General features: G+C 61.4%; 12 protein-coding genes. 9 read left to right on the forward strand and 3 right to left on the reverse strand.

Annotated elements, in window-relative coordinates; translation table 11 throughout:
• The first annotated feature begins 141 nt into the window (after positions 1-141).
• The 5 genes from AC27VU_RS20215 (at position 142) to AC27VU_RS20235 (ending at position 6,326) form a co-directional block, all read left to right on the forward strand.
• Positions 142-531 carry a hypothetical protein gene (locus AC27VU_RS20215; RefSeq protein WP_045122364.1) on the forward strand — a complete coding sequence of 130 codons (390 nt, stop codon included), beginning with the start codon at positions 142-144 and terminating at the stop codon, positions 529-531.
• Positions 524-1,807: an EAL domain-containing response regulator gene (locus AC27VU_RS20220; protein ID WP_488724764.1), complete on the forward strand. Its 1,284-nt coding sequence runs from the start codon at positions 524-526 to the stop codon at positions 1,805-1,807. Before AC27VU_RS20215 ends, AC27VU_RS20220 begins: the two co-directional genes overlap by 8 nt.
• Positions 1,808-1,894: 87 nt before the next feature.
• The gene (locus AC27VU_RS20225) at positions 1,895-2,329 is read left to right on the forward strand and encodes a chemotaxis protein CheY (RefSeq protein ID WP_103484482.1); all 435 of its coding nucleotides are present in this window, start codon (positions 1,895-1,897) and stop codon (positions 2,327-2,329) included.
• A gap of 143 nt (positions 2,330-2,472) precedes the next feature.
• The gene (locus tag AC27VU_RS20230; protein WP_488724765.1) at positions 2,473-3,099 is read left to right on the forward strand and encodes a response regulator; all 627 of its coding nucleotides are present in this window, start codon (positions 2,473-2,475) and stop codon (positions 3,097-3,099) included.
• Between the two features lie 41 nt (positions 3,100-3,140).
• On the forward strand, positions 3,141-6,326 hold the full coding sequence (locus AC27VU_RS20235; protein WP_488724766.1) for a transporter substrate-binding domain-containing protein: 3,186 nt from the start codon (positions 3,141-3,143) through the stop codon (positions 6,324-6,326).
• A gap of 4 nt (positions 6,327-6,330) precedes the next feature.
• On the opposite strand, the gene dkgB is transcribed toward AC27VU_RS20235, so the two are convergent.
• On the reverse strand, positions 6,331-7,134 hold the full coding sequence (gene dkgB / locus AC27VU_RS20240) for a 2,5-didehydrogluconate reductase DkgB (protein WP_003223468.1): 804 nt from the start codon (positions 7,132-7,134) through the stop codon (positions 6,331-6,333).
• Between the two features lie 290 nt (positions 7,135-7,424).
• Here dkgB and AC27VU_RS20245 point away from each other — a divergent pair, with 290 nt between their 5' ends.
• From AC27VU_RS20245 to AC27VU_RS20255, 3 genes are all read left to right on the forward strand, one after another.
• Positions 7,425-8,291 (forward strand): pirin family protein, encoded by an 867-nt coding sequence (locus tag AC27VU_RS20245; RefSeq protein ID WP_488724767.1) that lies wholly within the window; start codon positions 7,425-7,427, stop codon positions 8,289-8,291.
• 208 nt (positions 8,292-8,499) lie between these two features.
• Positions 8,500-9,942, forward strand: a complete 1,443-nt coding sequence (locus AC27VU_RS20250) for a mechanosensitive ion channel domain-containing protein (protein ID WP_488724768.1) — start codon at positions 8,500-8,502, stop codon at positions 9,940-9,942.
• Between the two features lie 97 nt (positions 9,943-10,039).
• A complete protein-coding gene (locus AC27VU_RS20255; protein WP_003223476.1) occupies positions 10,040-10,480 on the forward strand; it encodes a carboxymuconolactone decarboxylase family protein in 441 nt (146 codons plus the stop codon).
• A gap of 138 nt (positions 10,481-10,618) precedes the next feature.
• Here the strand turns inward: AC27VU_RS20255 and AC27VU_RS20260 are convergent, their stop codons facing one another.
• Together AC27VU_RS20260 and AC27VU_RS20265 are read right to left on the reverse strand one after the other, a co-directional pair.
• Positions 10,619-12,211 (reverse strand): DHA2 family efflux MFS transporter permease subunit, encoded by a 1,593-nt coding sequence (locus AC27VU_RS20260; RefSeq protein WP_488724769.1) that lies wholly within the window; start codon positions 12,209-12,211, stop codon positions 10,619-10,621.
• Positions 12,208-13,329, reverse strand: coding sequence for an HlyD family secretion protein (locus AC27VU_RS20265; RefSeq protein WP_488724770.1), 1,122 nt, complete (start codon positions 13,327-13,329; stop codon positions 12,208-12,210). Before AC27VU_RS20265 ends, AC27VU_RS20260 begins: the two co-directional genes overlap by 4 nt.
• 354 nt (positions 13,330-13,683) lie before the next feature.
• Here AC27VU_RS20265 and AC27VU_RS20270 point away from each other — a divergent pair, with 354 nt between their 5' ends.
• Entirely contained in the window at positions 13,684-15,411 is a 1,728-nt protein-coding gene (locus AC27VU_RS20270; RefSeq protein WP_488724771.1) for a ShlB/FhaC/HecB family hemolysin secretion/activation protein, read from the forward strand.
• The last annotated feature ends 100 nt before the right edge of the window (positions 15,412-15,511 follow it).

A 15,511-nucleotide genomic window follows, 5' to 3' on the forward strand; every position in this document is an offset into this window, starting at 1 on the left:
AAATCGCCGCTTTGGCCAGTGTCCAGGCGGCGTCCTGTCGGTTTTCGAGAGGTTTCCTCCTGCTTTTAGGACTTTTCCTACATAGGTTCTGACGACTTCTGGTTAGCGTGTTCAGCACATTTTCTTACGCCGTTAAACCTTATGTCCTACAAGTGCAGGCGAATCGTGATTGTCGAAGAGCAGCAGGCTCTGCAATCCAGAATCGCCAGAGTCTTCAACGAGCTGGGCTACCGCCACCTCACGCCAGTGCGTTCGTTTCGTGAACTGTTGGCGTTGACGCATTACTCCCATGAGCCGTTCGAGCAATTCGACCTGATGATCATCAATGGCGAACTGATTGCCGCTGCGGGTGTTGATCCGGTGCGGTTCTTTCAGGGCAACCCACAGATTCGCCACGGTGTGATCCACGATGTCCGGCGTGGTCAGCCGCAGGCCGAGGCGATTTATGCCACCCGGCGCCGGCAGCTGTTCATGCTCCATACGCCAGACCGACAGACCCTTGGCACCGTGCTGGAGCATCTCGATGGTTAAGCGATCGCAGACGCCCCCTCGCGAGCTCGACACTCATCCGCATTTCACCCACAGCGAGCCAACCCTCATGCCCGATCTGCCGCTCCGTATCCTGGTGCTTGAAGACCACGCTTTCCAGCGCTCCGTAGCGGTGAACATGCTGCAAGGGCTGGGGTGTCGGGAGGTGCTGGAGGCCAGCGATGGCGCGCAGGCGCTGGCGTTGCTCGATGAAGTCGGCTCGGTGGACATCGCCCTGTGCGACTTGCAGATGGAGGGCATGGACGGCCTGGAGTTTCTGCAGCGGGTCGGCGCGTCGGGGCAGGTCAGGTCGGTGATCATCAGCAGTTCGCTGTCGGCGGATCTGCGGCGGGCAGTGCATCAGATGGTTGCGCTGCTTGGGCTGGACCTGCTCGGTGATGTCGGCAAACCGCTGCACGCCCAAGTGTTGGCCGAGTTGCTGGAGAAATTCGTCAATCGGCAGATCAGCCCGGCGCAGCCGGTTCGCACCACGACGCTGGCCAGTGAAGCGGCGGTACGCCATGCGCTGGCCGAGGGCCAATTGCATGCCTGGTATCAACCCAAGTTCAACCTGCAGAGCGGCGAAGTCTGTGGCGTTGAGGTTCTGTGCCGCTGGCTGCATCCGACACGCGGGCTGATTTCGCCGGCGCTGTTTGTGCCGGTACTTGAACGTTGCGGACTGCTCGACGAGATGCTGTTCGCGCAGATCGATCAGGCCTTGCGGGTACAGCACAGTGCCCGGGCTCAGGGCTTTGTCTTGAACATGGCGTTCAACCTGCAAACCGTGCAATTGGCCAATGCGCAACTGACGTCCACTTTGAAAAGCCTTTTGGCTGAACATAAAACCTGCGGTTCGAGCCTGACGTTCGAGCTGACCGAAAGCGGTCTGCTCGAAGCGCCGGCCACCAGCCTCGAGAGTCTGGTGCGGTTGCGCATTATGGGTTGTCGCTTGTCGATCGATGACTTCGGCGCGGGGTTCTCCTCATTGCAGCGCCTGTGTCAGTTGCCATTCAACGAGATCAAGCTCGACGCCGATTTCATTCGCAACCTTGCGCACGAACCCCGTTGCCGCGCCGCCATCAGCAGCACCCTGGCACTGGGCGAAGCCCTGGGCATGAGCGTGGTCATCGAGGGCATCGAAACCGATGCGCAACGTCGTGAATTGCTGGCACTGGGCTGCACGCAAGGGCAGGGGTACTGGTACGCACGACCGATGGCCGGTGCCGATTTGCTCCACTGGCTGCAACGGCGCAACCACGGGAAAAACTCGGATGAATGAGCGGATTTTTAGGAAAGATCCTACAGAGTTGTTCCTGCGGCTTGCGTAGCCTTGGCGCATCCACCCGTGACCTCCAGGAGATCGAGCATGATCAATAAAACCCTGCGCATCCTGATTGCCGATCCGCAGCATTTTCACCGGATGAAAATCGAGCGCCTGTTCAATGGCCTTGAATACTTCCGCATCGCTCCGGTACAGAGTCTGCTTGAGCTGCTGACCCTGGTGGAGTACGGCTGTGAACCCTTCGATGCGGTGGTCATCAACGCCGAGCTGGCGGCCGGATCGCTGGACCTGCCGGGGTTTTTCCTCAACAACCCGCATGTGCGCCACGCGCTGATCTATAACGAGCCCTCGGCGCCTGCGCTGACACCCGCCGGCTTCGCTCAGGAAAACCTGCAGATCAGCCATGTCGCCTTGCCCAATGCGGCCGCGATCAAGCATCTGATGGCGCGTGTCGATGTTGCCCCGGTGTGTGCGGCTGACACCTGGAACCCGCTATCAGCCCTGCAGCGTCGGGCTTGAGCACGGATTCCCCTTTGGCGCAACTGTCAGATCTGACAGGTAGATACGGTTTGATTCCCGTGTAACAGTCTTTGCGCAGCCACTGCGGCAGGAACAGCCGATGCCAGTGGCGCCATCGTCATGTTTTTGCACTGGGAGCGGTCATGAAGTCAGCGCTGATCGTCGATGATCATCCGGTGGTACGGGCGGCCGTGAAACTCGTCCTCGAAGCCGAACGGTTCAAGGTTATTCACGAAGCATCGAGCGCCGGTGAAGTCATGGCGCTGCTCCGCAAGCACCAACCCAAACTGGTGATACTCGATCTCAAGTTACCGGGGCTCGGCGGGCTGGAGGTGTTGGAGCGGCTGAAGTCCGCCAACCCCGAGTGCAAGGTGTTGATCTTCTCCTCCCAGGACCCGCTGCATTATCAAAATCGATGCCTGCGGGGCGGGGCCATGGGCTACGTGACCAAAACCAACCAGTTGCTGCAATTGCACAAGGCAATCCAGGCACTCATGTCGGGCTACTCATACTTTGCAGCGTTGCCCGACACCACCCATGCATCGTCCCCGCTGGACCGCAGTGAAAAACAGCTGATCGATCAGCTCTCCAACCGCGAACTGAGCATTCTCGAGCAATTGGCACTGGGCAAATCGAACAAGGCGATCGCCGGAGACATGCACCTGAGCCATAAGACCGTCAGTACCTACAAGACCCGCCTGATGAAAAAACTCGCGATCAATTCCACGGTGCACTTGCGCGAATTCGCCAAGCGCAATCATTTGATCTGAGTGGCGAAGTGAGTCGGCAACGCGGGTGGTGGGTTCTGTGGTTGAGTATCACGGCCACCTGCTGCGCCAGCGAGCCGCCACAACCCCTTGAGTTGTTGAGCCAGGCAGCACTGGAAAATATTCAGGTCCCGCTCGACGAGCAGGACCGCCAATGGCTGCGCCAGCACCCGGTGTTGCGCATGGGCATTTCCGGAGCCGATTACCCACCGTTCGAAATCACCCGCAATCGGCAGGAGCTGGAAGGCCTCACCGCCGATTATGCCGAGCTTCTGGCGCAGTTGCTCAATGTGCGGATCGACGTTCGACGCTTCGCCCATCGCGACCAGGTGATGGCCGCACTCAAGCGCGGTGAACTGGACCTGCTGGGGACCTCGAACAACTTCGAGCTGGCCGACCCGGATTTCATGCTGTCGCGCCCCTACGCCGAAGATCAGCCGATGCTGGTGACCCGGCTTGACGAAACTCTGCCGGCGGATCTGGCGGGCCGACGCATCGCCATGGTCGAGGACTATCTGCCGTTGGCCAGCGTGCAGGCGTTCTATCCCGGGGCGGACTTGCAGCGTTACCCCTCGGCGATGGATGCGCTGGGTGCGGTGGCATTCGGTGTCGATGACGGCTATCTCGGCGATCTGATCAGCGCCAATTACCTGATCAACACCAATTACCGTAATGACTTGCAACTGGCCGGTCCGTCGGGCCTGGATGCCAGCCCCTTCGGTTTCGCCATGCTGCGCAGCGAAGGTCGCCTCAAACGCATCATCGACAAGGCGCTGGCGGTGATTCCCCTGGAGCGTCGTCAGCTTATCGAGCAGCGCTGGAGCGCGGGGCGTGCGCAAATGGCCGCGCAGTCGCGGGTGCGCCTCAGTGCCGGCGAGCAGGAGTGGCTGGAGCAACATCCGCTGGTGCGGGTCGGTGTGATCGAGGATTTCGCACCGCTGACTTTTTTTGATGCCAGCGGGCGATTCAACGGTCTGTCAGCGCAATTGCTTACCCTGATCAGTCAGCGCACCGGGCTGCATTTCGAGGTGATCCGCGGGCGTTCGCTGGATCGCCAGATCGAACAGCTCAAGGCCGGTGAACTCGATGTGCTGCCGGTGGTGACCCCGAGCAGCGAACGGGAAGCCGAGCTGCAATTCACCCGTGCGTACCTGAACAATCCGTTTGTACTGGTCAGTGCGATAACGGCGGGCAGTCCGCGCAGCCTCGCCGATCTGCCGGGCAAGCGTCTGGCGATTTATCGCGGTCATCCGTTACGCGGTTACATCCTGCAGCGGGTGCCGGGGGTACGTCTGGTGGAGGTCAGCAGCCCGGCCGAGGGCATGGAGCTGATCGCCAAGGGGCAGGCCGACGCGACCGTCAGCTCGTTACTGGTCGCGCGTTTTCTGATCGCCCGCCATTACCGTGAGCGCCTGCGCATCACCAATACCATCGGCGATCAACCGGCGCGCATCGCCCTGGCCACCGCACCGCAGGATACGGCGCTGCACACGATTCTGAACAAGGCGCTGCTGAGCATCGCGCCGCAACAGATGGACGAGCTGGTCGAGCGCTGGAGCCATGATGTGTTGGTCGAAGAGAGCTATTGGCAGCGTTATCGCCGGGAGATTCTCCTGGCTTTTGCCGCTGCCGCGAGCCTGCTGTTGTTGGCCTTGGCCTGGATCGGTTTGCAGCGCTGGCAGTTGCGCCAGCGTCAGCAATGGCTGCGGCAGTTGCAGCAGGCCAAGGAGGCCGCCGACGACGCCAACCGGGCCAAGACCACGTTTCTGGCGACCATGAGCCATGAAATCCGCACCCCGATGAATGCCTTGATCGGCATGCTCGAACTGGCCCTGAAGCGGGCCGAGGAGGGTGTCACCGACAAGCTGGCGATCGAAGTCGCATCCGGCGCTGGCCAGCAACTGCTCGCGCTGATCGGCGACATTCTCGACATCGCACGCATCGAGTCCGGGCATCTGTCCCTCGCACCGGAACGGGCCAATCTGCGCGAACTGGTGATCTCGGTGTGCCGGGTGTTCGAGGCACTGGCGCGGCAGAAGCGCCTGTTGTGGCATGTCGAACTGGATGCACAGAGTGGCGTTGACGTCATGGTCGACCCGACACGCTTCAAGCAAGTGCTGTCGAACCTGTTGAGCAACGCGATCAAATTCACCGAGCACGGCCAGGTGAGCGTGCAACTGGTGGTGACCAGGACGGCTCCCGATCAATTGGCCGTGAAAGTCGTGATTGAAGACAGTGGCATCGGCATCAGCGCCGATGACCTGCAACGCCTGTTTAGCCCGTTTGCCCAGGCCGGCAACCATGGTCAGTCGGCGCGCAGCGGCTCGGGGCTGGGACTGGTGATCAGCCGCAACCTCTGCGAAATGATGGGTGGAACGCTGCACCTCGACAGCGAGCCGGGGCTTGGAACGCGGGTCGACATCAATCTGCAGTTGCCGTTGTTGGCCGCGCTCGCCCCCGAAGCGGCAAGCCCTGAAGTGGCGGACACGCCGGCGCGTTCATTGAGTGTTCTGGTGGTGGACGATCATCCGGTCAACCGCTTGCTGTTGTGCTGGCAACTGAGCGAACTCGGCCACCGTACGGTCGACATCGAAGACGGTGAACAGGGGCTGCAACGCTGGCGAGCACAAGCATTCGATGTGCTGATCACCGACTGCAACATGCCGCAGCGCAACGGTTACGAACTCGCCCGGACGATCCGTGACGAAGAAGCAGCGAGCGGCCGGGCGCGTTGCCTGATCCTCGGTTTTACCGCCAACGCGCAAGTCGAGGAGAGGGTTCGTTGCCTTGAGGCCGGCATGGACGATTGTCTGTTCAAGCCGATTCGCTTGCACGATCTGCAGCAGGCGTTGAAGGCGGCCAGTCACGGCGAAAGCGATCACTTGCCGACCCCGGCTCTGACGTTGACCGAGATCGACCTGAGCGCGCTGGAGCAGGTGGCTGGAGACGATCACTCGGTGATGCAACGCCTGCGCGAACAAGTATTGCGCAGTCTGCAGGACGATCTGCAACGGCTGGATGCGGCGCGCCAGCCCCAGGATCTGGACGGGTTGCGGACGCTGGCGCATCACATCAAGGGCGGTGCGCAAATGGTCGGTGCCGCGCGGGTGGCGGCGGCGTGCTCGGATCTCGAACAGGCGTGTCGAGACGCCGAAACACTGGCTGTCCACCGCTCGGCGGATGCGCTGCGCACGGCCATGCTCGGTCTTGCGCAGCATCTTCAGGGCTGAGCGCTCAATCCCACTGCGGGGCAATGCCTTTCGGGCTGGTCAGGCGATGGCCGCGCTCCAGACCGGCGATCAGCGCCATGTCTGCTTCGCTCAATGTCAGCGCAGTGGCGCCGAGGTTGCTTTGCAGGTTGGCGCGCTTGGTCGACGATGGAATCACCGCGTAACCCGACTGCATCGCCCAGGCCAGAGTGACTTGCGCCGGAGTCGCTTGCAGGCGTTCAGCAATCTGCTGGATCACCGGGTCCTTTAGCACTTCGCCATAGGCGAGGGTCATGTAGGAGGTGATCTGGATGCCTTGGCTGCGGGCGAACTCGACCACTTTGCGATTTTGCAGGTACGGGTGCAGCTCGATCTGGTTGGTGGCGATGTTTTCCGCGCCGACCGCTGCGATGGCTTGTTGCATCAAGTCGATGGTGAAGTTGGACACCCCGATCTGCCGGGTCAGGCCCAGACGCTTGGCTTCGAGCAGCGCGCCCATGAATTCGGCGACCGGCACCTGATCTTCCGGCGACGGCCAGTGGATCAGCGTCAGGTCGAGGTAGTCGGTCTGCAACTTCTGCAGGCTTTCCTTGAGGCTGTCGATCAGACGGTCCTTGGCGAAGTTGGCGATCCAGATCTTGCTGGTGATGAACAGCTCTTCGCGAGCAATGCCGCTGGTGGCGATGGCCTGGCCGACCTCGGCTTCGTTCTCGTAGATCTGCGCGGTGTCGATGGCGCGGTAGCCAAGTTCAAGGCCGGTGCGCACCGAATCGATGACCACCTGACCTTGCAGGCGAAACGTACCCAGACCAAAAGCGGGAACAGACATTGATGACTCCAGGGTTGCAGTGGGAATGGGCAGGAGTATCCGCGTCTGCGTCCTTGAGAAAAACCGCTGGTGGGGCAAAGCACTGTTGAGCAGAAGTCATGAATCTTTTCCAATAGTCGTGTTGTCTGGACTGGCCTCTTCGCGAGCAAGCCCGCTTCCACAAGGGATCGAGATTCAAAGGTGGGACTGTTCTAAATATGGAACACTAAAGCCGGTTTTTGCCGGCTAGTCCTCCAGCCGTCATGGATTTAAGCTCAATCCATTGCGTCACCCACCTTTTGGAGGCAACCATGAAAAACATCATCGGTATCTACACCAGCCCTCGCGGCCATTGGGTCGGCGATGGCTTCCCGGTTCGCACCCTGTTTTCCTACGACAACCTGGGCAAACACATCAGCCCGTTCCTGCTGCTTGATCACGCCGGCCCTGCCGAATTCACTCCGACCACCGAGCGCCGTGGCGTCGGCCAGCACCCGCACCGTGGTTTTGAAACGGTGACCATCGTCTACGATGGCGAAGTGCAGCACCGCGACTCGACCGGCAGCGGCGGCACCATCGGCCCCGGCGATGTGCAGTGGATGACGGCGGCGTCCGGGATCCTGCACGAAGAGTTTCACTCGGATGATTTCGCCAGAACCGGCGGCAAACTGGAAATGGTACAACTCTGGGTCAACCTGCCGGCCAAGGACAAAATGGCCGCGCCCGGCTACCAGACCATTCTTGATCGCGACATTCCGAATATCGCGCTGAAGGACGGCGCCGGCAGCCTGCGGTTGATCGCCGGTGAGTTCGAGGGGCAGAAAGGCCCGTCGCACACCTTCACGCCGATCGACGTCTGGGACCTGCGGCTGAACGCCGGCAAGTTGCTGACACTGGATCTGCACGAAGGACGCAACACCGCGCTGGTGCTGTTGAAAGGTTCGGTGACGATCAACGGTGCGCAAACGGCGGGTGTCGGGCAGTTGGTGCTGTTCGAGCGCGACGGTCGTCAGTTGACCCTTGAGGCCAGTGAAGACGCGGTGGTGTTGCTGCTCAGCGGCGAGCCGATCGACGAACCGATTGTCGGCCATGGCCCGTTCGTGATGAACACCGAGCAGGAAATTCATCAGGCATTCGCCGACTTCCAGTCCGGGCAATTCGGCCGAATGCACGGGTAACTACCCCCCCTGTGGGAGCGGGCTTGCTCGCGAAAGCGGAGTGTCAGTCGATGCGTGTCTGACTGATCCACCGCCTTCGCGAGCAATCCCGCTCCCACATTGGTTTTTGGGTGTTTTTACGCGGGCGTTCATCCTCTGAAATCAATTGCTCCTACACTTGCCCAATCTGTGCGATCTTCTCGCGATTGGCCCCTGTCGGAGTGGTTTGATGTTGTCTTTTTTGAGCGAACATCCGTTGTTCTGCGCGTTGATCCTGATCCTCCTCGATCTCGGGCTGTGGCGCCTGATCAGCTCCCGTGGCAGCGAATGGAAGCTGCTGGTGCGAGTGCTGATTTTCAGCCTGTTCAGCGTGCTGTTGTTCAACGAAGGCCTGAATCCGATGGAGCCGGCGCCGTGGGCCGACAACGTGCCGCTGCATCTGGCAGCGACCGGATTGCAGATCGGTTGGTGGCTGTTCGGCGCGCGCACCCTGACCGTGCTGATCGGCGCGGTGATGATGCAGCGGGTCGGCCACACCGGGCGACTGTTGCAGGATCTGCTCGGTGCGGTGATTTTCCTGATCGCGATTATCGCCGCGCTGGCCTATGTGCTGGATCTGCCGGTCAAAGGTGTGCTGGCGACGTCCGGGGCCTTGGCGATCATTGTCGGTCTGGCGTTGCAGAGCACCTTGAGCGACGTGTTCTCCGGGATCGTGCTCAACACCACCAAGCCCTATCAGATCGATGACTGGATCTCCATCGATGGCACCGAAGGCCGGGTTGTCGATATCGACTGGCGCGCCACGCGTCTGCAAACCAGTCAGGGCAGCATGGCAGTGATTCCCAACTCGCTGGCGGCCAAGGCCAAGATCATCAACTTCAGCCGACCGAGCAACATGTTCGGGGTGGCCGTCAGCGTCCAGGTCAGCCCGCACGCTCGCCCCAACACGGTGATCGACGCGCTGGAACGGGCGATGCAGGGCTGCCGTCCGCTGCTGGACAATCCTTCGCCGAGCGTCGCGCTGAAAAGCTCCAGCAGCGCCGGTGCGGAATATGAGATCAGCGGTTTCGTCTCGTCGATGGATCAGAAGCGCTCGGTGCGCAATCAGCTGTTCGATCTGGCTTACCGACACTTGCAGGCGTCCGGGGTCAATCTGTTGTCGAGTGTCGAACCGATCGTCACTGGCAACCTCTCGCGGCCACGGGCGTTGCTCGACAGTTCGCCGATTTTCTCCACGTTGCGTCAGGAAGAAAAAGACACCTTCAGCCAGAACATGACCCTGCAGACTTTTCGCGCCGGGGAGACGATTCTCGATGCCGGGGAGGTCAGCGATCATTTGTTCATCATCGAGTCCGGCGTGGTCAGCGTGACCTTGACCCGCCATGGCACGCCGTTCGAATCCGGGCGCATGGGGCCGGGGGAGGTGATCGGCGAGGCCGGCATCCTTTCCGATTCCTCGGTGCCGGCGACCTTCGCGGCGAAAACCTTCTGTGCGCTGTACCGCATCGAGAAGACCTACCTGAAGCCGTGCCTGGATGCGCGCCATGACATCAACGAGGCGATGAAAGCCTTGCTCGATTATCGCCTGCACAAGGCCCAGACCCTGACGCAGGACGTGCCGACCGTGGTGGCGAAAACCGGGTTCCTGCACTGGTTGCGCAATCGCGTGTGACGCGGTGGTCTACTCGTCTTCCGGGAGATTGGCTATTTGTCCGGGGCAGTGGCGGGACTACCTTAGTCACACATTCACTGGCCCCGGAAACTCAATCATGAAAGCTCGTACCGATTTCTACACCGCTTCCCCAGACGCCCTGAAAGCGATGATCGCCCTGGAAACCGCCGTCTCGAAACTGCCGCTGGAAAAGACCCTGGTCGAACTGGTCAAGCTGCGCGCTTCGCAGATCAACGGCTGCGCATTCTGCATCGACATGCACACCGCCGACGCGATCAAGGGCGGCGAGACTCCGCGCCGTCTGTTCGCCGTGACCGCGTGGCGTGAAGCGCCGTTCTTCACCGACCGCGAACGTGCAGCGCTGCTGTGGACCGAATCGCTGACCCAACTGAGCCTGACCCACGCTCCGGACGAAGACTACGACATCGTCGCGGCACATTTCACACCCAAGGAAATGGTCGACCTGAGCGTGGCGATCAGCACCATCAACAGCTGGAACCGTCTGGCCGTGGGCTTCCGCAAAACCCCACAGCTCTAAGCCGCAACACATGCCCCTGTAGGAGCTGTCGAGTGAAACGAGGCTGCGATCTTTTGATCTGGTTTTTAAAAAATCAAAGTCAAAAGATCGCAGCCTGCGGCAGCTCCTACAGGGGGAGGGGCGTTTCGGAAACCGTGATCAATGCGCATCCGCACTCGGCGCGGCCGGTGGTTGCACCTTGCGCATCAAGGGCACCATCGCCGTGGCGACGATGAAGCACAGCATGATCATCAAAAAGGTATCGCCGTAGGTCTGGGTCTGCGCCTCGCGGTAGGTCAGCAGCCACAGCTGATGCAGGGCGGCGGTGATCCCGACATCACCGCTCTGACCCAGTGTCGCCAGGTTGCCACCGACCTGCGACAACCACTGATTCATCGCCTCGTTGCTGCTGTTCAAATGCTCGGCCAGGCGGGTGAAGTGCAGGTTGGTGCGATCATTGAGAATGGTCGCGCACGCGGCAATGCCAATGGCACCGCCCAGGTTACGCATCAGGTTGAACAGCCCCGAAGCGTGCTTCAAGCGTGCCGGTGCCAACCCTCCCAACGTCAGCGTCACCGCCGGCGGTACTGCCAGTTGCTGGGCGATCCCGCGCAACGCTTGCGGCAGCATCAACTGGCCCGCGCCCCAGTCGTGGGTGATCGGACTGAATTCCCACATCGACAATGCAAACAGTCCCAGCCCGATCATCATGATCCAGCGCAAATCCATGCGATTGGCGAGAAAGGCGTACAGCGGAATCGCCATGATCTGGAACACCCCGGTGGAAAAAACCGCCAGACCAATGTCCAGCGCGCTGTAGCTGCGTACCCGTCCGAGAAACAGCGGGGTCAGGTAAATCGTCGCGAACAGGCCGATCCCGGTGACAAAGGAAAAGAAGCAGCCCAGGGCAAAATTGCGATCCTTGAGTGCACGCAGATCGACGATCGGATTGGCCACGTGCAAGGTGCGCCCGATGAAGGCCAGACCGGCGATACCGCTGATCCATGCGGTGGTCAGGATGGTGCTGTCACTGAACCAGTTCCAGCGCGGGCCTTCTTCGAGGGTGTATTCCAGGCAGCCGAGAAACAGTGCGAGAAACACCATGCTCAGGTAGTCCGCGCCCTTGAGCAGCGCCAGTTCCGGCTGGTCGATCTTCACCAGCATCGGCACGGCCACGGCGACGAAAATTCCCGGCACCAGGTTGATATAGAACAGCCAGTGCCACGAGGAAATGTCGGTGATCCAGCCGCCGATCACCGGCCCCAAGGTTGGCGCCAGCGAAGCCACCGCACCGATGGTTGCGGCGGCGATCACCCGTTGTTTGCCGGTGAAGAAAAAGAACGCGGTGGTGAACACCAGCGGAATCATCGAGCCGCCGAGAAAACCTTGCAGCGCACGAAAGGCGATCATGCTCTGGATGTTCCAGGCCACGCCGCAGAGCAGGCTGGCCAGGGTGAAGCCGACCGCCGAGGCGCAGAACAGCCAGCGCGTGGAGAACACCCGCGACAGCCAGCCCGACAGTGGAATCACGATGATTTCGGCGATCAGGTAACTGGTCTGCACCCACGCGGTTTCATCGGTGCCAGCCGACAGCCCGCCACCGATGTCACGCAGCGACGCCGAGACGATCTGGATGTCCAGCAGCGCAATGAACATGCCGATGCACATCGTGGCAAAGGCGAACACTTTGGTCGCGGTGGCCATGTCGGCGGCGTTGAACGGTTGCGCCGGGGCGGTGAGGGCGGTACTCATGGCGCGACGGCCACAGCGCTGGTTTCGGCTTGCGCACGGGTGTCGACTTCAGCGGTCACCGACAGCCCCGGCCGCAGATGACCGAGCACACCGTCGGCCGGATCGAGGAGGATCCGTACCGGCACCCGCTGGACGATTTTGGTGAAGTTGCCGGTGGCGTTCTCCGGCGGCAGCACGCTGAATTGCGAGCCGGTGGCGGGAGCGAGGCTGTCGAGGCGGCCATGGAATTCCTGGCCGGAGAGCACGTCGGCACGGATGCTCACCCGTTGCCCGGGTTTCATCCGCGCCAACTGGTCCTCCTTGAAATTGGCATCGACCCACAGACCGCTGGCCGGCACTACCGACAACTGTTGCGAACCGGCCTGGGCGTATGCGCCGACCCTCGCGCGACGGTTGCCGATCACGCCGTCGACCGGCGCGCGCAGCTCGGTGTAGCCGAGGTTCAGTTGTGCCAGATCACGCTCGGCCCGGGCTTGTTGCAGGGCGGCGCGGGCCTGCTGTTTCTGGGTGTCGATCACTGCCAGTTGGCGCTGTGCGGCGAGCAATTCGGCCTGGGCGCGGGCACTCAGGGCCTGGGCGGTCTTGAAGGTGGCGTCGGCGCGTTGGGCGCTTTCCACCGAGACGGCATTGGTGCTTACCAGGCGTTTGTAGCGCGCATTGTCGTCCCGCGAGCGAGCAGTTTCGGCACCGGCAGCATCGATGCCGGCACGGGCCTGGCCGATCACCGCTTGCTGCAATTGTTCGGTAGCGTCGAGGTTGGCCAGCAGCGCCTCCTCGGCGGCAACGGCGCCCTCGGCTTTGGCGAGGTTGGCGCGATAATCAAGTGCGTCGAGGCGGATCAGCACGTCACCGGCCTTCACTGGCTGGTTGTCACTGACCAGCACTTCTTCGATGTACCCGGCGACCTTCGGCCCGATCACCGTGACGTCGCCCCCGATGTAGGCATCGTCGGTCTCCTCCAGAAAGCGCCCGGTGCCCCACCAGTGAGCGGCGTACACGCCGACCACCACCAGCGCGATCAGCCCGGCACCGGTCAGCAGCAGACGTTTGCGCAGTGGCGGCCTGGCAGGGGGGACCGGAACAGACAGCTCGGGCTCAAGGGTGGGCATGCTGGTCATGACGTAATACCTGTGGAAGATGATCGTTATTACGGTCGTAATATGACGCAAGTAATATTTTGTGGCAATTGAGTTTTTGTGCCGGTCGTCAGTTGCCTGTTTGCGACTCAGGTTTTGGAGCGGTTCCGCTAAACAGTTCCGACGGGGAAGTGGGTCGAGCGCTGGAGAACTCGATATCCGCCCTCGGGGAAACCCTTATGCCTTGCGCCTTTGCTGGCGGTGAGCGCAGCAAAATCAATTGTTTAAGAAATGTAAGCACTGTAGGAAGCGTCTTGCATTTGTGTAGGAAGGCTCTGACTATCACTCGCATTGATGGGGTGGCATTACGCCATTTTATGATTGCAAGGATGTTGCGTGCCGTATTCGCTTTGCGCTGTTTTCCGTCGTCGTTCCTCGCTTTGCCCGCTGTTGTCGGCTTTTGTGTTGAGTGTGTGTGCTTCCTCGATTCAAGCGGCTGACCCTGTTGCGCCGGGCCAGGAAGTGCTGCGCCAGCAGCAACAGCAACAGCGCGATTTGCAACAACTGCAGATGGAACAACGCAAGCGCCAACTCGAGCGCGGTGCGTTCGGCCCGGCGCCGGCCACTCCAGTCATCGCGCAAACCGTCACCCCCGATGAACGCTGCTGGCCGCTAAGTGGCACGCGCATCGGCGGCGTTACGCTGATCGACAGCGACAAGCTCAACGCCCGGATCAAACCGCTGCTGGCGCCGTGCATGGGCGTCGGCCAGATCAACCATCTGCTGGCGACCATCACCGCGAGCTACGTCGAAAAGGGCTACATTGCCAGCCGCCCGTACCTGTTGAGCGCGCCGGAGGTGGGACAGTCGCTGGACATCATGATCGACGAGGGCTACATCGAGTCCATCGAACTGGCCGATCAGAGCCTGCCCGTGTCGCTGGGCGGCGCGTTCCCGCATATGCTCGGCCAGCCGCTGAACCTGCGCGATCTGGAGCAGGGCCTGGATCAACTGAACCGCTTGCGTTCGATCGACCTGACCGCCGACATCGCCCCCGGCAGCCAACCGGGTGCCTCGCGCATCATCCTGCGCTCGCGCACCTCCGGGCAGTCGCGCTGGGCGTTGGGCCTGGGCATGGACAACCTTGGCAGCGCCAGCACCGGGCGTGACCGCGATACCGTCAGCCTGAGCTTCGACAGCCCGTTGCAACTCAACGATCTGTTGAGCCTCAGCGCCAGCGACACGTTGAATCAGGGCGACCGCTACAGTCGCAACGCCAGCCTGTATTACGCGATTCCCTACGGCTACTGGACCTACAGCGCGTTCGCCAGCCACGCCGAATACCGCGCGCCGTTCAAACTGCCCAGCGCGACCTTGTACAGCACCGGCATCACCGATCAACTGAGCCTGCGCGCCGACCGCGTGTTATGGCGCGACCAGAGCCGCCAGCTCAGCGCCAATCTGCAGTTGGCGCACAAGGACGTCGACAGCTATCTGGAAAATGTCCGCCTGGGCATTCAAAGCCCGACCCTGACCGTGGCCGAAGCCGGACTCAACCTGTTCTGGCTCGACCGTGCGGTGTGGAATCTCGACTTCAGCTACTCGCAAGGTTTGCGCTGGCTGGGCGCCGATGACGACGCCAATCATGCGGTCAACAACCTGCCCAAAGCGCAGTTTCGCAAGTACCGCGCCGGCCTCAGTCAATGGCGCAACGGCCAGTTCGGCGCGCAAGCGTGGCAGTGGCAAAGCCAGCTCAATCTGCAATACAGCCCCGACCCGTTACCGGCCATCGAACAGTTGCTCGGCACCGATGATTCGGCGGTGCGCGGCTATCGGGTCAGCAGCGCTTCCGGCGCCAGCGGCGCGATCTGGCGCAACACCCTGCGCCTGCCGCTGCGCAGCGATTGGCCGGTGCAGATCACCCCGCGCGTAGGCCTGGACAACGGCTGGCTCAAGGCCGATCACGGCGCTCAAGGTCAACGCCTGAGCGGCGCCAGCGTCGGGTTGAATCTGGGCTGGAAGAATCTGCAAGTGGACATCGATTACCAACGCGCCCTCAACACCCCCAACGGCTTGCAGCACGAGCCGGAGACCTGGCTGATGCGCGTGGGGTTGCAGATATGAGCACTACCGAGACTCATCAAGCAGTGAACAAACAGCCGTCGGATCTGAGCGCGACAGCCACGGCCAAGACTAAATCGCGCGCCGTGATGCCGTACTTACA

It is taken from the genome of Pseudomonas sp. 14P5.3.2 (assembly GCF_057799175.1).